This window comes from Sporosarcina psychrophila (genome assembly GCF_001590685.1).
Classification (GTDB): domain Bacteria; phylum Bacillota; class Bacilli; order Bacillales_A; family Planococcaceae; genus Sporosarcina; species Sporosarcina psychrophila.
The window spans coordinates 2,477,748-2,496,159 of the sequence record NZ_CP014616.1; the positions used below are offsets into that span (position 1 = coordinate 2,477,748).

Here is an 18,412-nt window from a genome sequence, read left to right on the forward strand (position 1 = left end):
GAAGTACAATATTTCATAAAATTTGGTTATACTGCTCTATATCTTGAATTAACCTCCGGACTGATTGTTGCCAAAATTCCAACTCAGAAAGATCTAATTGGAAATGTTTTTTAATTAGTTGTTCAAGTGGCAGCATCCCAGTTTCACTTAGGAACCCTTTAAACTTTTGATTAAATGATTCATCCGTTTTAGCAAGTTCTAAAAGTCCAATACTTAACAAGAAGCCAAAAGAGTATGGATAATTATAAAAGGGAGTATTCGCTTGATAGAACTGTCCATATTTAATCCATACAAAAGGCTCATTTTCACTTAAACTGCTTCCATATGCTTGTTCCTGAAATTGTAACGAAAGTTCTTCCATCTGTTTTGCATCTAATTGTCCATCTTTTCTAAACTCATAAAACCTTTTTTCAAATAAGAAGGCTCCTCTAATAGACATCAAGTAATTTAGGGAACGCTCAATCTTCGAACCAAGAATTGCTTTTTTAATAGACACATCGTTTGTGTTTTGAATTACATAATCAATAAATGCAGTTTCGAAAAAGATTGAAGAGGTTTCCGCCATTGTCATTTCAAATGTATCTTCTGAGAACGAAAGGGATGGAACATATTTCATTTGTTGGAAATGCCAAGCATGACCTAATTCATGTGCAAGTCTTCTAGCACTGTCTATGCTATTGTCATAATTTAATGAAATCCGTGATTCGCCTTCTGGAGTAAATGGAGCACAAAACCCACCCGAAGATTTTGTTTTACGTTGTTCTGCATCTACCCATCCCTTTGTAACTACTTCTTTTACAAATTCACACATACTCCTGTCAATATTTACAAGAGACTTTGTTATTCCATCGATCGCTTGTGAGAAAGTAATCTGAAGAGAAACCTTTTGAGATGAAGTCATCAACTCATGCCAAGAAATATTCTTTTTCCCTACTTCTTCTGCTTTAATTCTTAAATAGCCGGAAAGGTCATGAATATTGGAATCTACTGCATCCCACATAGTATTAAGTGTTGATTTGGATATGCCATTCAATTGTAATGATTCATCAAGGTAATCTACTTTTCTTATCTTGTTTTCATTAAGTCTTATTCCAACCATTTGATTATAAATAGAAGCAAAAATATTTGCTTCTATTTCAAGGGTTTTGTTTAGTTCTCTAAATACATTGTGCCTTTTAGATTGTTCTGGCTGAGACAAGGATAAATTGCTAGCTTCAGCAAAAGAAATTTCATTTCCTTCATGATTAAGATAGACTTTTACTTTCAAATTGTTACGAACTTGTCCATAAAGGTCTTCAAGACCACTTAATGTTTCTCGAGTAAAGTTTGATATAATTGTTTCTTCACTATTTGTTATTTTTACATCCTTTAGTAACTTAGCTATCAAACTTTTTTGATTAATATTGTTAGACCAATCTGTAAATTGTTTTTCACTCATATTACTTAGGTTCTCTTGCAAATTTGATATTATAAAGCGTACTTGGGATTTTAAAGCTGATATGAATCCATTTAATGATGTAAGGAGGGAAGGGTCAATATTTTCTGTAGTTAAGCAGTAATAAAAGGATTCTGCTGATTCAATCTTATTAATTGCTTGCGAAATAATGATCAATTCGCCGTCATTCAAGTTATTTGTTTTTGAATACTCCTCGACTTTTATCAATTTTTCTTTAATACTACCCAAATAATTTTTAAACTTTTCCATGTCTAGACCACATAGAAGATTACTCAAATCCCAACGAATTGATGTATCAAATGTTTCCATACACTTCTCCTCCTGTTATTGATTATACTTTAAATGCTACACACTGATATTTACATCAAGCCCCAATAATTCTTTGTTGAATATTAATAAATCACAAAGAATAAATCCCCTTTTTTTAACTAAACTGCCCGTTAGTAAAAATGCGCCTCTACTTATTTTAGTAACGCACGCGTTCGCCATACATGTAGCATAATTTCAGCGCTATATGTATGGCGAACGGGTAGGTTAGTTGAATAATACTTGGGATTTGCACCCTATAGATTACGCCCATGCTTGGCACACCGAAAAAATGATTGAAAATTAAATCCCAATCATTTTTATCTTTATAACACTAAATTCCCTCTATATTTTAACTCTTCGACTGATAAATGATCTGCTTCGCCATCTAAAATATGTTCCACATCTTGTAGCGTTTGTGACATTGAAACAGCTTTACCTTGTTGTCCTGTATATGCTGCTGCTACGAATAATGGTTGTGTGAAATACGCCTCTAGTCGCTCTCCGAGATTATATGTCTCTAACTCGACTGCAGGAATTTTCTCAATCCCATGCACAGCTACTACTGAACGTAACTCACGATATCGACGAAGTAATTTTTGTGCACGTTGTCTCAAATTAAAGTGACGTTGGTCCAAGTCAATCCCTTCCAAAATAGAAGAAGTTGAATAAATTGGATGTATAGCTGGGTATTGGTGTCGTGTAGCCAAGTCTGCATCCAATTGCCACAATGTTTCAAGTGGACCATATGGCATCTCTTCATCCACAGCTTCTCCAGAGAGATCAACAAGAATTGTTGTGATGTTTTGAACTCTTTCTGCCACTAATCGTTCCTGCAAATCTAATAGTTCACCAGACGCATTAAAACTCTTGTCTGAAATAAAAATTACATCTCCGTTTTGTGAAGTTAACTTTGAGAATGTCTCGTCAATTGTCGCCGTCACTATATCAGCCAATTCAGTCGTGCCTTCAAGCTCCGGATGATTCGTTGTTGGAAGTAAAAAGACCGTTGTGTAATCACTCTCTTTAAAACGGTGCATTAATTCGGCTAATATAACAACTTGCCCCATGCCTGGACGAGCCACTAATCCAGTAGTACCTCCTTTTACAAGTGGTGCAAAAAAATCCAATGTTTTAATTTTCGTTTCAATCATATTCAGTTTCTCCCCTCGAATTATCAAGTCGTCTACTGAACAGTTAGCTAGTGTTGCGAGACCGACTAAAGTGCGGACTTCTGCTTTTCCTAAATCGATTTTACCTGTGCATAAATTTGACACCGTAGCCGGTCGAATTCCAATTGATTTTGCTGCGGATGTTAAATTCGGCACTTTTCTTCTCAATAATGCCACGTTTAATCGAATATCATCCATTTTGGAAACCCTCCTTCGTTACTTTAAACAGTAATTTATTTTACTCCCAAACGCAACACTTATTACTTTAAAAATAAAAGAGACCATCTATGACCATCTTCTACTGTTCAATGAACGCAACTGTTGGCTAAATAAGAACTACCTTTCCAACTCAATATATTCTTCATTTGTTTCCTTATATTCTCCGTACAAACATCCATTGAGCAGTAAAATGCTCTCCATTTATTAGATTTCTTTCTCTCCCTAAAACTAAAAATTCAAATCCATTTTTCCGACTAGTGAATGAAACAGTTTCAAAACATTGTTCAGGTCATTAGATATGGTAGTAGACATCAGGTTTATCAATATTTGAATGTACCAAATAACCCACATAATCTTTAGACATATAGCTCCTGATTTCCGCGCTGTTCTGATTTTTCTAGCACCGCAATCTTTACTGTGTGGACATCAATTTACCTGTCTTAATGCCTAACTGTTTTAAAAACAGATGATCCTATTGTCACATCTGGCATCTCCCATTTCACTCCCCTTCGCTATTTTTGAGCAAAGAAAAAGAACGCCCAGTGGAACGTTCTGACTTGTTGCATATAATTAATTTACAAATAAAATACGCTAGTTTACTACTTAGTAATACCTTCAAATTCCTTCATTGTCTCATTAATTTTAGATTGAGTTGAAATAACCGCCCTTTGCGAATTCTCCGTTACTTCACTGACCTTCATTACTTCTTTTGTAATGTTGTCTACGTTGGCATTCACTTTTTTTATCGCACCTTCGACATCACCAGCCAATTTTCGAACCTCTGTTGCCACCACATTAAAACCGAGTCCATGTTTCCCTGCTCGAGCCGCTTCAATAGCTGCATTCAATGCCAAAATATTAGTTTGCGAAGAAATGTTTCGTATTGATTTAGAAACTTCACTTATTAAATTGGTTTGTTCCTTCAAAGATTGAAATGCTTTTATGTTCTCCGTAGAGTTATCAGTAACCATTTCCCCTAAGTCCTCAGACAACTTTTTTAATTGAGAAACTATTTCTATCGTTTTATTTTCGCGTTCTGTAATATTTGTTGCGATTTTAAGTACAGCATTTACTTCACCTTTATCGTTTAGAACGGGAATATAAGTAGCTTCTAGGCAAAGTAAATCCTTTGCTTTACTAACCCTATGAATCTTCTCTTGAAACTTTTTGCCTTTCCTTAGATTATCCCATAGCTCAGCATATTCCTTACTATTCCGGAATTCTAAGGTACAAAATTGTTCATGTGACATATTCTTCATTACGTCGACACTATACCCCAAAGTCTGTGCAAAGTTCTGATTTGCCCAAATAACCTTCCCATCCAAATTGAATTCTATCATAGCTAAATTAGATTCTAGTGAAGCTAAAACCGCTCTTTCATTCAATACTTGGGTACTAATATAAAATTTGTAGCAATGTTCATGTTCATGTGCCTACTTCCTTTATAATAGATTTCCTATTCTTAAAAACATAATAGAAAAGAGTGGAATTACAGATTTTATTTCCCATAATAATTCCTCTACACTATACTACTACAAAGGAGTACGAAAGACCTTCTTACCACCTTCAAGTATTACGGTACCAAATTACCTAACTCATCACTTCCACCATCATCGACTCAACACAGCATCGGTTTACAAATGTAAAAAACGCCCGAATGGACGTTTTCACATTAATAATTATTCAATTTCACTACATTGCAGTTTGTTCCTGCTGCGCGTTACGCATTTACACTTTCGGCTTTGCGACCCTGTCTTGCATGTAATCTTTTCATCGCAAATCTTGCTATTGGCTGTGCAACCAACAGTTCAATCCAAAATGCTATACCAAAGTTTCTTGGCCAAATGTGAAAGAAATTTTTAAATGGTTCTAGGCTTATTTGTTTCGTACCAACCCAAGTTCCGATAATCGATAGAATAATAGATAATACCGTAACATTCAATAAAGTATTCAATAGAATTCTGGCATTAAACCCATCTGATTGTCCCACGAATTTTGGTATCAGCTTACCAACAATCGGTCCCGCAATCAATCGTACTGATAAAATTACGATTATCCACATAAACGGAATAATCTTTAATGTATCTAGATATACCTCTTTACTGAAGCCACGTTCCACCCCTGTAATAATAGGGGCGATTGTGTTTACTGAAATAATTGAAATGATTAATAAAAATAATATACCTTCTCTTCCGTTTCTAGGTAGTCTTGTTTCTCCATGCATGTTTGTCATCTCCGCGAATAATATTTCAGATGGCAGACGTATCATGAGACATATATTTTTGGTTAATGAGAAAGCCAATATCTCTACACACTGATTTACTAATCATAGCATTTTCTTCAAATGAATGTCACCTCTCCGTCAGCCATTCCACACTCCTTATTTTTGGATAACCAGACTAATCGCATTGCTATCCTAGCCTTATACCTTCTCTATCTTTCGGCTTTCGTTTCGCGTATGCAGCATGCCGTCAACGGTAGATTTGTTTTCTTTTCCCTTAATTAATAGAAAACCACCAAACGCATTGTTTGCCAGTTTTCTTTTTGGAAAGTAAAAGAACGCCCGGTTGGACGTTCTCCATTTGTACTTATTCTTAGCGCTGAACCTTAACGTATAAACGCCAAATCTCTCTCAGCCAAAGCATCTTTCAGCCAGCAAGGATGCATTTTCAACAAATCTGCTGGCAAAGCTTGTTGTTCGAAATATTGAATATCGAGTGATTCCGAAGAATTGCATCGAAGTTCTCCGCTTATAATTTCAGCTAAAAAACAGGTTGTTATAAAATGAACTATTTTTCCTTTAGGGTATGAAAACACCTGTGAATCTGGATCAGAGTAAACACCGATTAGCTTAGTAATTCGTATATCTAAATTCGTTTCTTCCTTCATTTCCCTAATAGCTGCTTCGGATACTGTCTCCCCGATCTCTACATGTCCTGATGGGATCCCCCATAGCCCCACATCAGCTCTCTTCTGCAATAATACTCGATTATCTTCATCTAAAATAATAATAGCGACTCCTGCTTTAAGTTCGTTAATTTCCTTCATTTCAATTATCCCCTTAAGTAATAAAATAAGGCTGATTGAGAAAGTTTCAATGCATCATATGCTGAAATTTTCCCCCTCGAACCTTTTATGTCAATAGGCACCTTATGCAACCTGTAAAAGATACGATCCTTGGTTTCAGACGTTTATAAGCAGAACCCTAATTACAGTTCTCCAATTTATTGATTTGACGGACTATAAATCATGATACCTATAGTACTATTTAAATTCAAGAGATACTCCAAGAATTCATTCAACGCCAATCAAAATCTCGCGAACACACGTAATTGCATCGTTAGCCATGAACCTCAGCTCCTCGATTCGCTGCTTGTCGCTGAATCTGGGCGCTAATAATAATGCGGGGTTTGAATCGGATGGTTACTAAGCTGTTGGGTTGTAACTTCGGAAATTGTTTAGTTGGCCATTGTTGCATCGAGATTACAGGTCAGGTTCAATCGGTGTATGCAGCAAGCAAGCCCACGAAAACACTTGACTGAACGTAAGAAAAGCACCCCGCAGGATGCTAAATAAACTCATAACTTTTACCTGTTGGATACATGAAAACGTTGTACCATAGCAAGATTATATCCTTTTATATAGGAATTCCCATTTATTTCTTGATGAATATGTTTATCTTGTATCATTTGAGTAACTTTTATCGACGCATCTTCTAGACTACTCGCTGATAAGTTCATAATGAAAGTTTCATTATCATTAAAATGAAGTGTTATCTGAAATTCAAGCATTTTCTCACCTCCCGCAACCGATGTTATCAGAAATGTAGGTAAACTAAAAGTTACCACTCGTATGTAATTGGACTGTCGCATAGTTCAACACACAAATTATCCCACTCCCGACTTGCCTTTAAGTTTATCTTCTTGATTCTCTAAGAACAATATCTCGACGTATTTGGCATTTTCGACATTTGCATCACGATGGAGTCTTTCAAGCGTCGGATGGGACGTGCTTATCTAAGAGTACTTCTTCACCTCAAGAATCTAATGAAGAACTTCTATCTCTCTCACATTTCCAACTACGTGGATACGCTCTTGAATTATCCTTAACTTCGTTTCGTATCTAATGACTTGTTGGAGATGCTTACTCCTTCGAAAAACATCTCTAATCCTGTCGGTTTGATTGATTCCCATCGACTTTTCCTACTTTGGTGCCAAAATAACTGTTTTCGGGCAAAATAAGTGCAAAGACTCAATTCCAATAAAAAAACTGAAAACAACCGTTAAATTGAATCAGTGTCCTCGTTTTTTCCGATAGACAATTATTTTGATTGTGAATAAAATTTTCATTTTGCTTGATACTACGTTAGTAAAAATATATAAATGAGGTGCTAAATGTGTATTACTACAAAGAAGAATTGATTAATCCCGTCACTCCTCCCGATAAACCCGACCCTGAAGCTGCAAAAGTGATGCAAGAAATTCTAGGTGGGCATTTTGGAGAAATGCGTACCATGATGCAGTACTTTTTCCAAAGCTCCAATTTCAGAGGTAAGGAAACACAATATCGCGACTTACTTCGTGGTGTGTTTTTGGAAGAAATCGCTCATGTTGAACTTGTCCAGAATACAATCAATCAATTGTTAAATGATTCAGGTGAATCTGCTGTACCAGGTAATGCTGGTGTCGATCAAGCACCTCTCGATGATGCCGTTAGACACGCAAATCCTCATCACTACATTATTGGTGCTCAAGCCTCTCTCCCTGTAGATGCTACTGGGAATCCTTGGAACGGTTCTTGGGTTTATAGCCATGGCAATTTGATTAGTGATATGCTCGATAACCTGGTGTTAGAATCAACCGGTGTCTTGCAAAAAACTCGAATTTACGAAATGAGTTCTAACAAGACATTTCGAGAGACATTAGCTTTCCTAATCGTGAGAGATAACGCACATCAGAATGCTTTTGCAAAAGCATTGGAAACGCTCGGTGTTGATTGGGGTAAGCTTTTCCCTGTCCCGAATTACGATATAAATAAATATCCTGAATGCAGAAAATATGTGGAGTTAGGGTATCATAATGCCCAGTTCAATTTCAGATTAGACCCAACTAGAATCGGGGAAATTTACCAGGGACAGTCCCCTAGTAGAAATAAGGGTGAACTTAAAGTTACTCCTCCACCTGCTGGATTCCCGGTTCCTTTACTGCCTGACATGCCAAATGAACATAGTCCAGGTATTCAAGACATGAATAACTAAATTTGTTCAGTCCCTATATAAGGGACTGATTTTTTATTTCTTCGTGTAACTAACCTCATTATGTGTTGGTTTTCCAACCAGCCATGTAATGACTTGCTTCCTGAATCCAGCACTAGGCTCTTGATTTCACCATCTATCCAACTGTTATAAATTCTTTTCACTCATACCAGTACTTCCATCCCTTTCAACTCATCCGCAAGTTGCATAAACATTTTCATATCCCCTGCACGTAGCGCCATATCAAACTGTAATAATTCTCAATTCATCACGCTGAAATATCCCAATACGATCTTTCTTCGCGAAATACACCTCATATTACAAAAGAACATAATGTCACAATATATAAACCTAACAGAACTCAGATTTATAGAATTGATTCCAACCTGTCACCGTTCCATAACTGACTAACCTATACTTAAGCAGATTTCGTAGTAAACTTACATTAGATAAAGTCAGAATGGAGACTATCAAAAGACAGTTACAACATGGATTTGGATATGGATTTGTATCATCTTGGTTTTAGAACTCATTTTCATCTATTTCGTCGTTCATAAAAGTTATCGATATAAACATACGATTGATCCGATAGATAATCATATAGAAGAAATGAATAGAGAGTGAATCGACATAGATTAATGAATTATTTCTATGAAAATGAATTTATACATATAGAACGGACCGGCACATGACAGTAAAAGTCCTTTCTATCATTTTGGCAGCGCATTAAAAATAGTAAGGTGCTGCACCACGGTTAACACTCCCTCACAAAATGTTTAGCATGCCTTATCCGCTGACGAATATACGGATCGTCCCATTGCTAGCACTCCACATCCAGTCCCTAGTGCGTCGTTCAATATCTTTCAGCACCTCGAACAGTAATCGGGTTAAAAGTTTTATTATTTCTTCTTATGCGGTCATTCAATTATTTACTTCGCTTTTTGATCAGACTATGCGTTCCCACTTATTGTACTAGCTTGTAAATTCGAAATAAATTCCTTAAAAAAACACTTTTGGTTACCGTAACCATGGTACAATCATTCTAAAGGAGGGATATCCTTGAGATACATTCTAAGTGTTATTATTTCGATTCTTGTAATAGTTTTACTACTTAAACTAATAGGCGTACTGTAAACAGTCACATTATCTTTAAACTAAAAGTCAGTGGTTTTTTTCCAGGTTCTGCTTCTATATCGCTTAGGTACCTGGGGAAAGAAATTGATTTCGTTATGATAATACCTAGTCCTCTTCTTATTTACTGCATATAATGGGTCTCCCGTTTCCTCGTACTGTGCGTTAAAGTAACGAACTGTCAGCCAGCAAAAAGCCATTTGTGGTGCTTTAAAATTCCTGTAATAAATCCCTAACTGTGTGATCCTGCGTATTAGGCACATTCATGAATTTCATAAATGCATATTCTTTAGTCCGTAGATTCGGTTCCGCCTCGTCTAAAATTTCATCCGCACTTTCCGCTGCAATGACTTCGATATACATTTCTGTTGCCTTTTTAGAAGGAGTTGTCTTCAAATCGTTTTCCTCCACGTTCACCGCTACCAAGCCTTAATACTCGTTTTTATTACATTCGCAATAAAATTGTTTACTAAGTCACCATCACATCTGCTACATATTTTGGTCGAACTGCGTACTACATTTTAATGGCTTTCTCTGCAATTTCACTTTGCAAAAAAGCAAGATTCCTCAAGGAACATTGAATGTAATAAGCTAATAAAAAGCACAAAGAATATTAAGGTATAGCCAGTCATACATTTAATCAATGTTGTTGTTTGTAATAGATATCAAAGTATTACAAAGGGAGAATAGCTATGAGCGTTGAGTTTGTTTTACTGTCACCAACAGCTCTTCAAGTGTTTAAAGCAGGAGAGTCCAATCCCAAAAAAGTAAAGCGGATTGTTTATGGGCAAGCTACATCTGACGCAAATGGTATAGCCACACTTTATTTTACAGAAAACGGATTATCTACTGGCATTCCATTATTAACAACTATTGACTATGCTGTATCAAGCATATATTCTACAAATTCTTCGATAAATGCAAGACCGAGAGTACAAATGCGAGAAAAGAATGTTGCTGCAAAATTTGTCTCTGCTAATGTTACAAATAATAGTAGTATAGTAGTACTAGGAATTAATGTATTAGGTTCAGAAAATCCAGTGAGTGGGATTCTTGTAGATTTCATGATTTTAGGTAGCTTTGATAGTTAAGTGAAAGCGTCAATAAGTTTGAAAAACGTGGATTAACAATGGTTGTTCGAAATTTCCGGGCATAAATCTCAAGATGACTGTGATAAAGACTGCTGATTATTTTTAATCAGTGGTCTTTTATTTTCGGACTGTGCATGTTACCTATCCACCTATTTACTTACTACTCCTTTGTATTAGACTCTTTTATAAGATTGTTCTATCAAAGTATGGTAGCTTGTATATAGGCAAACTTATCGAAAGGTAAGGACGCAAAGCCAAGGACCTAATACATCTATTTGTAATGGCAGCCGGTTACCAAGTGTATTGCTTTCTATCACTTGTTAAAAAGGATGAGGATCATTTTCAATAAATCAGTAATGCTCGTAGATGATTCAAAATTCATGAGAAATCTATTAAGAAAGATTATCGTAAGTAACGGTTATTATGTCGTAGCTGAAGCTGGGAGTGGAGAAGATGCTGTGACTCTTTATAAATCACACTTCCCTCACATCGTTTTATTGGATATCACTTTACCAAATATGAACGGTATCGCTACGCTAAAAGAAATTAAGAAAATAAACCCCAATGCTCGTGTTGTTATGTGCTCAGCCTTAGGGACTCAAGACTTAATAATTGAGGCTTTAGAAAATGGAGCCGCAGACTTTATCGTAAAGCCTTTTTTTGATGAACTTATTACCCAATTAAATAAAATCTATTGAAAAACATAGTACACTAACATAAAAGACCACGAAATTATGGTCTTTTTTTCATTTCATTTCAAATGTACAGTTCGTGTTAACGAAATCACTTCACCTGCCCATGCATCCAACCAATATAATAAACCCCTAACGAGAGTAACAAAGAAGAAATAATGAATGCTCAGCCTTCAAACGAGGTCATCCTTTGTTATATAAACTCCGTTTAACTAACACTGAATTGTTTGATATATTATAAATGAATACAAGATTCAATAAATGTCAATCTGGTATTATCAAAGATACAAGATTAAAAAGGCGACCTCTTTCGAGAAGTCGCCTTTACTCCGTCTAATCTTCCGCAATCTGCACATCGACTATATCCTCTACCGGCATGTGGTCTCTTCCGAAAGGACTATCAACTGTAATCCACATCGACTCAACATTTTTTCCTTTATGACATCCATGTAAAAACCACTTTCCCTTTTTTGCGCAACTTCTATCTTGAATGTTTTCTAGCATTTCATTTCACACTCACAATATTATTCATGTTTATTCTTACGTTTTCAAAACCCATTTGGAAAGATAATTTACCTTGTTGGCCATCGACTTCTGTAACGATTCCTGTAACTGACTCATACCTCTTTTGAGCATATATCGTAACCTCTATGTTAAATTCTTTTGATTCCCCTATTCTTTCGCCGATTTCAAGAAAATCAGTTTCTGTTAGTTTTGGTCCTGCTACAACCTTTGATTTTGGTGGTTTTGGAATTGCTGTCATTTTCATCATCCTTTCTGTTCCAGTCTTTTATTTCCGCTAGGTGTTCCCAAACATCAGTGATATGGCCAATTCTTCAGCGCTCTGATTAATCACGTTGTAGCAACTCCCCTTGTACCCTGACTTTCTACCATTGCAAAGTAAACAGATATCAACTCTTCCGTCCTGTTACGCAGCCGTATATTCATGTAGCGTCTCTTATCCTCGTAGCCATTTTGGATAAATGCATACTCGGTGAACGTGCCATCTTTCCCTCTTTTAATCAACTTCATATTTTTTCTTCGTGCATAATTATTTGTTTCTTTTAATTCAGCTCGAACGGTATTTAACGCACTTTCAACGATATAGATATAAGGTCCTTTCAATTTGAACGAACTTGTTTCAATCACTTCTCGGTCTCTCTCCAAGATGCTTATAATCATCGGTAGGTAAATCATTTTCTCGAAATACGGTAAGGCGTCTCCTAGGATTAACGGCATTAGATCACCATGCTTTCTTTATGTACGACGGGAACAAGTGCGAGTTCATTATCAATCGTAAAAGTCAGCTTGAATTTGCGTAGAAAACAGTATGCACGGAACGATACCTCGCCGACCTGCAGTACGTTGATTCTTCGCTTGCTGATTGTTCCGCCCCTTGCGAGATACATCATATCTAAGGACTCGTTATACCCTGCAGACTTAATTAATTGGTTACGCACACTCGTTCCCTCCTTTCAAGTTAATATATCCGTCCATTTTCGCCAAGCGTTCTACTTCAATTTCGGCCAGGATTTCAAACTGCTCTTTTGTTCCGCCTAGAACTAATTGCCTTGTTACTGTTGCATCTCTTAAATCGATATGTGCAAAACCGCCAGCTTTATGAATTTCCTTGATAATCTCTCTGACAACACTAAGTTCAATTTCTGTATTAGTTTGAATCAATATATGCTCGTTTGGTTGTACATTTATTGAATGGTTTACAATTAATTCTGCGATTTTTTGTATTCTCGGGTCTTTCAAGAAAAACACCTCTTAAAGTTTATTAATAATACAGCCAATCAAAATAATTACATTAACTTCCAGTTGCAATCATTGAACATAACGAGCACCCCATAACTCCGTTATATATGTTTTCGACATTTGTTCTATATTACCTTTTTTTTCTAGATGTCCGATAAACCCCAATCTAATTCCTTATTAATCTAAACTGCTCCGTTAATTCAATAAGAACAGAGCATTGTTCTTTATTCGTCCATGTTCACACGAATACCTATTATTCGACAAACAATAAAGGCATACGCTTAATTAAATGAGTAGTCACCCTTTGCTTTAAATAATCAATTTTATCTTTCCACGTTTACTTTTGTAGGGATAAGTGAATTATGTATGTAAACCAAGAATAGATGACTGTGTCTTGGCAAATAAAAAAAGCGGCCTACCACAATTCATTCTGTGGAGGTTCCGCTTTTTCTTTACTCTTATTTAACCTTTCCACAGACAACTGGACAAATAAAAAGACCGGCAATAGACGATCTCATTTTGTTCAACTAATGCAACCGTTTGTTTAATAAGAATCATTTTTAGTTTTATTATTTTTTTCAAAAAGATAAAGAATTAAAAACACGCCCCCAAAAACAATAGGAACATAAATAAGATAAAAGTAAAGGTCTTTAGGTTTTTCAATGGAATAGTCTAAAAGAAGCAAATATATAATGATAACAATATATTTCATCCACTTTTTCATTAAGTTTCACTTCTCCCATCTTTATGATAAAGTAGTTTTCCTGTCGCCAATTCCACAGCGCAATTGAATATGTGGATGGGGCTCTTAATTTAAGTATCATATCACCATCCTTTAAACGGATGTGAGGGCTTTCGTTAGTTGGTCAAACATTAATGCCTACGATACTCACTTCGCTAAAAAGCCGTCAATAGACGATCTCATTTTGTTCAACTAAAACCGTTAGTTGAATAAGAAGGCTGTTTTCGTAAAGTATGTTGCTATTGGTTATTACTATTTTCGATTTTCATGAACAATTGTTCTATAATGTGATTAAGTATATTTAGAGGTAATTCTATTGAGACCTAATCTAACGAAAGATATTAGTTTCCAGAGTTTTAAAGATTTCTATTGGTTAAAAGAAGAATTGCAAGCATTTTGCAGGGAAAGCGGAATTAGTGCTTCTGGCTCAAAAATAGAGATTTCAGATAGGATTGAGACAATTCTTCAAACAGGAGAGATAAAAAAAACTATCAGAAAATCAAGTATAAACAAGAAAATAAAACCGCAAGTTGATTTAAGTCTCAATACAGTTATTACTGAAAACCATCGTTGTAGTCAAGATGTAAGAGCCTTTTTCAAGGCGGCTATTCCAAACTTTCATTTTTCAACGTATATCCAAAACTACTTTAAAAGTAACGTAGGAAAAACGTATCGTGATGTTGTAAATGCTTGGTATGAGGAAGAAGAACGAAAGAAAGACCCCACATTCAAGAAAAAGATTGCACCTCAATTTGAATACAATCAATTCACTCGTGACTATTTTGCTGACCCGAAGAATCAAGGTAAAACTCGTCCAGAAGCAATTGAAGCCTGGAATAAAATCAAGAAAATTCCTGGAAGCAACAAATATGACCCTAGTAATTAACCTTTAAGGACATCTTAACATTACTACTGTATAGTAATTTGACTTTCGACAAGCAGAAACAAGCATTTGTTTGCCTATTTCAAGCCAACGGAACCAGTAAAGGTAGTTGGCAAGGTACTTAGTGGCAACTCCTTGAAAACGTACCATCCAAGCCTTTAAACGATTGCGAAAGTTGTTGACGTGTTGGATGCGATAGATACCCTTCTTAACACGCTGTTTTTGACGTTCATTTACCGTTTCGTGCTTGAGTCCCTTTATTTTGGCAAACTTCTTGTAGTTCGTGGCTCTATCTGTACATAGCAAAGCAGATGGGTGACGTCACAATCTTATATTCACCATGCTCAGTCAGCTCTCTCACTTTTGCAATATTGTCCGAAATAACTACCACTCAGTTCATTGGTGGTTCCATTATACCAATCCCTATTAATAATGCATCCGTCTTAAAAGTAATATCTTTATTCACCAGGACCCCTCCTAGTATTAGTATTAAGTTGTCTGAGACAGAAGGAATCCTGTCTTTTTTTATTGTCCGAATATCCCCTGCTACCGTACCTGTATTTCCCCAAGTTCAGCCTGTTCGATAATCAGCAATCCGATTTCCAACTTCTTACGTCCCAACTCTTCCGCGATGCTATCCATGCTCATATTCGCTTCCCACATCGCTCTGAATACATCCGTTTCTCGCTCAGTAAACACCCAATCAATATCAACCTCATCAAGTTAAACACGCTTTTGTTCTTTTGCGTGGATCAAACCAGCACCCCCATCCGTTTCAATGCTCGAGTGATGTTCCAAATATTCACGGGACATCTTGGATCCTTCCGACATCTCAGCCATAAGTTTACGAGAGTTTATTTTCCCCATTTCCGCTAAAGCATTCGCATACACGGCGTACGAAAAGCTCTTTATCAACCTTTTAATCTTTTCACGTTCATGATCATTGTTCATCCCTGCTCACTCCTCTTCAATTCATCCTGCCTAACTGTCACCAACCCGTAACTGACTAGCCTATATTTTTGTAGTAAACTTACAGCAAGAAAGGAGACTATCTAATGACAGCAACGACGTGGATGTGGATTTGCATTTGTATTGCTACCTTGATTTTACAGTTCATTTTTATTTTTATCGTCCTCCATCAAAGTAAGCGATTTAAACATACGATTCATACGATTGATCCGATTGATGATCGTATAAAAGAAATGAATAGAGAAAAAACTGACATAGAGTAATGATTGTATACTTACGAATGGGACGATACACGACAGTGAACGTCCTTACTGTCATTTCATTCACTCCTCTTCAATTCACTTTACCGAAATATCCCGATCTGATTATTTCTAGCAAACAGGACCTCGTACTGCAGGCCCACCAAAACCTTTACAATCCGTCCCTCCGACCCCTGATATGTTTTGAGATAGTAATAATCCTCAACTTCTATTTCCTCCACATTGACAACGATTTCAACCGTGTCACCGACTGTAAAGGTTTCTTTGACTGGCGCAACATCAAAAATGGTTAGCTGCTACACCACTTCGGTCACTCCTTCGATTTTTCTTCTTTCATCCTTCTACGGTTGCACCAGTAACACAAATTCGGGCCCGAATGATTTGAGGTCGGTCTGTACAAAGTTTTGCAACTTCTGCCGCACTCAGAACATTCTAGCTTGTCATATTTGATTTGATTTCCCTCCTAACAATCGTTTGTCATACCGCAACTGCTGATGAATATACGGATCATCCTCATTGCCACCGCTCCACATCCAGTCCCCGGTGCGTCGTTCAACATCTTTCAGCACCTCAAACGGTAATTGCGGTAAAAGCTTGATTATTTCTTGATATGCGGTCATTCAGTTATCTACTCGGCCTTTTGAGTCGTTCTGTAGCTCCATGATTATTGAACATTTGAAACTTATTGATTTTAAATACGTATATTAGATAATTAATATTTAGAAAGTTGGTGTTCTACCATGTTTAAATCAGAAGTAACTAACAAAGTTCTAAATATTATCTTCGTGCTTGTATTAATGGCAGTATTATTATCCAACGACTTAAACACCACATTTTCTAGAGTTTTTGTAATCCTAGTATTGTCGGCAACGATTTTACATGATTTATATCAAATAATAAAAATCAAGAAACAGAAAGCTGATTAAATTTAATCGACTTTTTTATTTGCGCGTTCTGTGACACGCTGTGTACTAACTTGCTATCGTATCTACCCATTCCACAAAAGCACTCATTAAAGGTGATTTGTTACCACTGTCCACCCAACCTGCAAATCCTATAAAGCCGTCTGAATTAAAGCTGATCGCTTCTCGTTGAGTGAAGTAATGACTATTTAAGAATAAATAACATTCCTTTACATTTCCGGTTGTATTGTACTTGCTTTTTATTTTTTTGACTCATTCTCATAGTGTTTGTGGACATTATGCCTGCCTTATTGGCTTCTTTAACTTGCTTGTTAAGGAAGGTGAACAAAACACCAATATCGCCTTTTGTAATGTTTTCATAAGTTAGTCCTTTTTCGGAGAAAAGTTCTTTAGCTTGTTCTGAAGTCATTTTCTCAGCTCCTTTTGGTTGTATTGTGCTTTACAGTAAAATATTTCCAAAATAATTGCATTTAAGATATAGTTTAAAGAAATGCTAAGGAGGTTTTTATATGTCTGTTTCTCTTCAGGAAGTTTTTGAAAATGAAAAAATAATTTTACGCAACTTATATTCCTTTTATCTTCATGATCTGTCCAAGTTCACAGCTAACATTACTATTGATGAAAATGGATTTTTTGATTACGAGGATCTAAACTCATTTTGGACTAATGAGGGCATTTCTCCTTACTTCATCAAATTTGATGGCAACATTATAGGATTTATTCTGCTTTTGGAAAGGCCATTTTTAAAAAAAGAAAATGATTTCGGCATTAATGACATCTTTATTCTAAATAAGTACAAAGGTAAGGGTTTTGGAATACAGGCAGTAGAAGAGTTATTTGAAAATAAAAAAGGAAAATACTTTGTTATTGAACTTGTTAATAACCTTCCCGCTGTATCCTTTTGGAGAAAAGTATATAAAGATTTTAAAATTGATTATGAAGAAAAAAATCAATTAATTGATGATGAACCTTGCATAATCCAAACATTCAAAGTCTCAGCTTTATTAAAGAACGGTAACTAATAAACCGTTCTTTTTTTATTTCTTTTGCTTCACATAGTGTGTCTACTTTCACTTACTCAACCGCCCACCCTCATAACTACGAGTACAACTCCTTCCCAAAATGGAATAACTGTCATTCCTCTCCCATTTCACTTCCACAACTTCCAACCTCCTTGCCTCTTGTCGTACAATTCCCGTTGCAACAAAGGCTCATATAGCCAAACCCGCTGATCCTTCTCTCACCAAAAAAACAACCGCTAAACACCGTTCATTGCCCTCCCTCATTTCAAGTCAGTATTTGATACAAACAACAACTTTTGGTGACAAACTGTAAAACTTTCGGACCTTCAGATCCACCACTTGACTGTCATCCTGCCAAATGACTTTTATAAGGCCGTCTTTGATTGCCTTCACATAATTGTCGACATCCGGTTTCGTCGTCGGTCGCAATTCACCCGACTTGATAAGAGCATGCTTCGTTTGAAGCGCCTTAGGCCGTGATTACCACGGAGTCCGTAAAGCAAAAATAGCAATCGAACAATTTTTGTCGAC

General features: G+C 36.2%; 23 protein-coding genes, 2 pseudogenes and 1 riboswitch. Of the genes and pseudogenes, 6 read left to right on the plus strand and 19 right to left on the minus strand.

Annotated elements, in window-relative coordinates; all coding sequences use genetic code 11:
- Positions 1 to 13: 13 nt before the first annotated feature.
- From AZE41_RS11765 to AZE41_RS11790, 6 genes are all read right to left on the minus strand, one after another.
- Complete coding sequence (locus AZE41_RS11765; RefSeq protein ID WP_067209559.1) at positions 14 to 1,765, minus strand: M3 family metallopeptidase; 1,752 nt, start codon at positions 1,763 to 1,765, stop codon at positions 14 to 16.
- A gap of 323 nt (positions 1,766 to 2,088) precedes the next feature.
- Complete coding sequence (locus AZE41_RS11770; protein WP_067209562.1) at positions 2,089 to 3,132, minus strand: F0F1 ATP synthase subunit beta; 1,044 nt, start codon at positions 3,130 to 3,132, stop codon at positions 2,089 to 2,091.
- Positions 3,133 to 3,752: 620 nt separating this feature from the next.
- Positions 3,753 to 4,538, minus strand: a complete 786-nt coding sequence (locus AZE41_RS11775; RefSeq protein WP_418064623.1) for a methyl-accepting chemotaxis protein — start codon at positions 4,536 to 4,538, stop codon at positions 3,753 to 3,755.
- A gap of 335 nt (positions 4,539 to 4,873) precedes the next feature.
- Positions 4,874 to 5,377 carry a DUF2798 domain-containing protein gene (locus AZE41_RS11780; protein WP_067209568.1) on the minus strand — a complete coding sequence of 168 codons (504 nt, stop codon included), beginning with the start codon at positions 5,375 to 5,377 and terminating at the stop codon, positions 4,874 to 4,876.
- Between the two features lie 383 nt (positions 5,378 to 5,760).
- Complete coding sequence (locus AZE41_RS11785; protein ID WP_067209570.1) at positions 5,761 to 6,201, minus strand: NUDIX domain-containing protein; 441 nt, start codon at positions 6,199 to 6,201, stop codon at positions 5,761 to 5,763.
- A gap of 539 nt (positions 6,202 to 6,740) precedes the next feature.
- Positions 6,741 to 6,944: a hypothetical protein gene (locus tag AZE41_RS11790; RefSeq protein WP_067209573.1), complete on the minus strand. Its 204-nt coding sequence runs from the start codon at positions 6,942 to 6,944 to the stop codon at positions 6,741 to 6,743.
- Between the two features lie 605 nt (positions 6,945 to 7,549).
- On the opposite strand from AZE41_RS11790, the gene AZE41_RS11795 reads away from it, so the two are divergent.
- A complete protein-coding gene (locus tag AZE41_RS11795) occupies positions 7,550 to 8,410 on the plus strand; it encodes a manganese catalase family protein (protein ID WP_067209575.1) in 861 nt (286 codons plus the stop codon).
- A 783-nt stretch (positions 8,411 to 9,193) separates the two neighbouring features.
- Here the strand turns inward: AZE41_RS11795 and AZE41_RS23690 are convergent.
- On the minus strand, positions 9,194 to 9,310 hold the full coding sequence (locus AZE41_RS23690) for a hypothetical protein (protein ID WP_418064821.1): 117 nt from the start codon (positions 9,308 to 9,310) through the stop codon (positions 9,194 to 9,196).
- A 438-nt stretch (positions 9,311 to 9,748) separates the two neighbouring features.
- Entirely contained in the window at positions 9,749 to 9,934 is a 186-nt protein-coding gene (locus AZE41_RS11800; RefSeq protein WP_067209578.1) for a hypothetical protein, read from the minus strand.
- Positions 9,935 to 10,230: 296 nt separating this feature from the next.
- Between AZE41_RS11800 and AZE41_RS11805 the strand changes: the two genes are divergently transcribed.
- Positions 10,231 to 10,629, plus strand: a complete 399-nt coding sequence (locus tag AZE41_RS11805) for a hypothetical protein (protein ID WP_067209581.1) — start codon at positions 10,231 to 10,233, stop codon at positions 10,627 to 10,629.
- 213 nt (positions 10,630 to 10,842) lie between these two features.
- A riboswitch (cyclic di-GMP riboswitch) is annotated at positions 10,843 to 10,928 on the plus strand.
- A gap of 30 nt (positions 10,929 to 10,958) precedes the next feature.
- Positions 10,959 to 11,327, plus strand: a complete 369-nt coding sequence (locus AZE41_RS11810) for a response regulator (protein ID WP_067213953.1) — start codon at positions 10,959 to 10,961, stop codon at positions 11,325 to 11,327.
- Between the two features lie 499 nt (positions 11,328 to 11,826).
- Here AZE41_RS11810 and AZE41_RS11815 read toward each other — a convergent pair whose 3' ends face one another.
- The 5 genes from AZE41_RS11815 to AZE41_RS11835 all read right to left on the minus strand — a co-directional run bounded on the left by AZE41_RS11815 (position 11,827) and on the right by AZE41_RS11835 (position 13,806).
- Entirely contained in the window at positions 11,827 to 12,084 is a 258-nt protein-coding gene (locus AZE41_RS11815; protein WP_067209583.1) for a YolD-like family protein, read from the minus strand.
- Between the two features lie 89 nt (positions 12,085 to 12,173).
- The gene (locus AZE41_RS11820; protein ID WP_067209586.1) at positions 12,174 to 12,560 is read right to left on the minus strand and encodes a YhjD family protein; all 387 of its coding nucleotides are present in this window, start codon (positions 12,558 to 12,560) and stop codon (positions 12,174 to 12,176) included.
- Positions 12,560 to 12,781: a transcriptional regulator gene (locus AZE41_RS11825; RefSeq protein ID WP_067209588.1), complete on the minus strand. Its 222-nt coding sequence runs from the start codon at positions 12,779 to 12,781 to the stop codon at positions 12,560 to 12,562. Before AZE41_RS11825 ends, AZE41_RS11820 begins: the two co-directional genes overlap by 1 nt.
- Positions 12,774 to 13,082: an aminopeptidase gene (locus AZE41_RS11830; RefSeq protein WP_067209590.1), complete on the minus strand. Its 309-nt coding sequence runs from the start codon at positions 13,080 to 13,082 to the stop codon at positions 12,774 to 12,776. The genes AZE41_RS11825 and AZE41_RS11830 overlap by 8 nt, the downstream gene beginning before the upstream one ends.
- 544 nt (positions 13,083 to 13,626) lie before the next feature.
- Positions 13,627 to 13,806, minus strand: coding sequence for a hypothetical protein (locus tag AZE41_RS11835; RefSeq protein WP_067209592.1), 180 nt, complete (start codon positions 13,804 to 13,806; stop codon positions 13,627 to 13,629).
- 334 nt (positions 13,807 to 14,140) lie between these two features.
- Here AZE41_RS11835 and AZE41_RS11840 point away from each other — a divergent pair, with 334 nt between their 5' ends.
- Entirely contained in the window at positions 14,141 to 14,710 is a 570-nt protein-coding gene (locus tag AZE41_RS11840; RefSeq protein ID WP_067209595.1) for a DUF6434 domain-containing protein, read from the plus strand.
- Positions 14,711 to 14,713: 3 nt separating this feature from the next.
- On the opposite strand, the pseudogene AZE41_RS22235 reads toward AZE41_RS11840, so the two are convergent.
- From AZE41_RS22235 to AZE41_RS11845, 3 genes and pseudogenes are all read right to left on the minus strand, one after another.
- Positions 14,714 to 15,022 (minus strand): annotated as a pseudogene (locus AZE41_RS22235) (IS1595 family transposase); the annotation flags it as partial.
- 231 nt (positions 15,023 to 15,253) lie between these two features.
- Positions 15,254 to 15,406 (minus strand): hypothetical protein, encoded by a 153-nt coding sequence (locus tag AZE41_RS22730; RefSeq protein ID WP_156476031.1) that lies wholly within the window; start codon positions 15,404 to 15,406, stop codon positions 15,254 to 15,256.
- Between the two features lie 24 nt (positions 15,407 to 15,430).
- The gene (locus AZE41_RS11845) at positions 15,431 to 15,658 is read right to left on the minus strand and encodes a hypothetical protein (protein ID WP_067209597.1); all 228 of its coding nucleotides are present in this window, start codon (positions 15,656 to 15,658) and stop codon (positions 15,431 to 15,433) included.
- 104 nt (positions 15,659 to 15,762) lie between these two features.
- Here AZE41_RS11845 and AZE41_RS22735 point away from each other — a divergent pair, with 104 nt between their 5' ends.
- Positions 15,763 to 15,939 (plus strand): hypothetical protein, encoded by a 177-nt coding sequence (locus AZE41_RS22735; RefSeq protein ID WP_156476032.1) that lies wholly within the window; start codon positions 15,763 to 15,765, stop codon positions 15,937 to 15,939.
- A 437-nt stretch (positions 15,940 to 16,376) separates the two neighbouring features.
- On the opposite strand, the gene AZE41_RS11850 is transcribed toward AZE41_RS22735, so the two are convergent.
- Positions 16,377 to 16,556 (minus strand): DUF6877 family protein, encoded by a 180-nt coding sequence (locus AZE41_RS11850; protein ID WP_067209599.1) that lies wholly within the window; start codon positions 16,554 to 16,556, stop codon positions 16,377 to 16,379.
- A gap of 487 nt (positions 16,557 to 17,043) precedes the next feature.
- Entirely contained in the window at positions 17,044 to 17,268 is a 225-nt protein-coding gene (locus AZE41_RS11855) for a hypothetical protein (protein ID WP_067209602.1), read from the minus strand.
- Between the two features lie 100 nt (positions 17,269 to 17,368).
- On the opposite strand from AZE41_RS11855, the gene AZE41_RS11860 reads away from it, so the two are divergent.
- Complete coding sequence (locus AZE41_RS11860) at positions 17,369 to 17,881, plus strand: GNAT family N-acetyltransferase (protein WP_067209604.1); 513 nt, start codon at positions 17,369 to 17,371, stop codon at positions 17,879 to 17,881.
- Between the two features lie 270 nt (positions 17,882 to 18,151).
- On the opposite strand, the pseudogene AZE41_RS22240 reads toward AZE41_RS11860, so the two are convergent.
- Positions 18,152 to 18,337 (minus strand): annotated as a pseudogene (locus AZE41_RS22240) (RusA family crossover junction endodeoxyribonuclease); the annotation flags it as partial.
- Positions 18,338 to 18,412: the final 75 nt, after the last annotated feature.

Bases quoted from the DNA above. Each gene is read 5' to 3' on its own strand.
- AZE41_RS11765 (WP_067209559.1), bottom strand. From the start codon at position 1,765: ATGGAAACATTTGATACATCAATTCGTTGGGATTTGAGTAATCTTCTA.
- AZE41_RS11770 (WP_067209562.1), bottom strand. From the start codon at position 3,132: ATGGATGATATTCGATTAAACGTGGCATTATTGAGAAGAAAAGTGCCG.
- AZE41_RS11780 (WP_067209568.1), bottom strand. From the start codon at position 5,377: ATGCATGGAGAAACAAGACTACCTAGAAACGGAAGAGAAGGTATATTA.
- AZE41_RS11785 (WP_067209570.1), bottom strand. From the start codon at position 6,201: ATGAAGGAAATTAACGAACTTAAAGCAGGAGTCGCTATTATTATTTTA.
- AZE41_RS11790 (WP_067209573.1), bottom strand. From the start codon at position 6,944: ATGCTTGAATTTCAGATAACACTTCATTTTAATGATAATGAAACTTTC.
- AZE41_RS11805 (WP_067209581.1), top strand. From the start codon at position 10,231: ATGAGCGTTGAGTTTGTTTTACTGTCACCAACAGCTCTTCAAGTGTTT.
- AZE41_RS11810 (WP_067213953.1), top strand. From the start codon at position 10,959: ATGAGGATCATTTTCAATAAATCAGTAATGCTCGTAGATGATTCAAAA.
- AZE41_RS11815 (WP_067209583.1), bottom strand. From the start codon at position 12,084: ATGACAGCAATTCCAAAACCACCAAAATCAAAGGTTGTAGCAGGACCA.
- AZE41_RS11820 (WP_067209586.1), bottom strand. From the start codon at position 12,560: ATGCCGTTAATCCTAGGAGACGCCTTACCGTATTTCGAGAAAATGATT.
- AZE41_RS11835 (WP_067209592.1), bottom strand. From the start codon at position 13,806: ATGAAAAAGTGGATGAAATATATTGTTATCATTATATATTTGCTTCTT.
- AZE41_RS11845 (WP_067209597.1), bottom strand. From the start codon at position 15,658: ATGAACAATGATCATGAACGTGAAAAGATTAAAAGGTTGATAAAGAGC.
- AZE41_RS22735 (WP_156476032.1), top strand. From the start codon at position 15,763: ATGACAGCAACGACGTGGATGTGGATTTGCATTTGTATTGCTACCTTG.
- AZE41_RS11850 (WP_067209599.1), bottom strand. From the start codon at position 16,556: ATGACCGCATATCAAGAAATAATCAAGCTTTTACCGCAATTACCGTTT.
- AZE41_RS11855 (WP_067209602.1), bottom strand. From the start codon at position 17,268: ATGACTTCAGAACAAGCTAAAGAACTTTTCTCCGAAAAAGGACTAACT.
- AZE41_RS11860 (WP_067209604.1), top strand. From the start codon at position 17,369: ATGTCTGTTTCTCTTCAGGAAGTTTTTGAAAATGAAAAAATAATTTTA.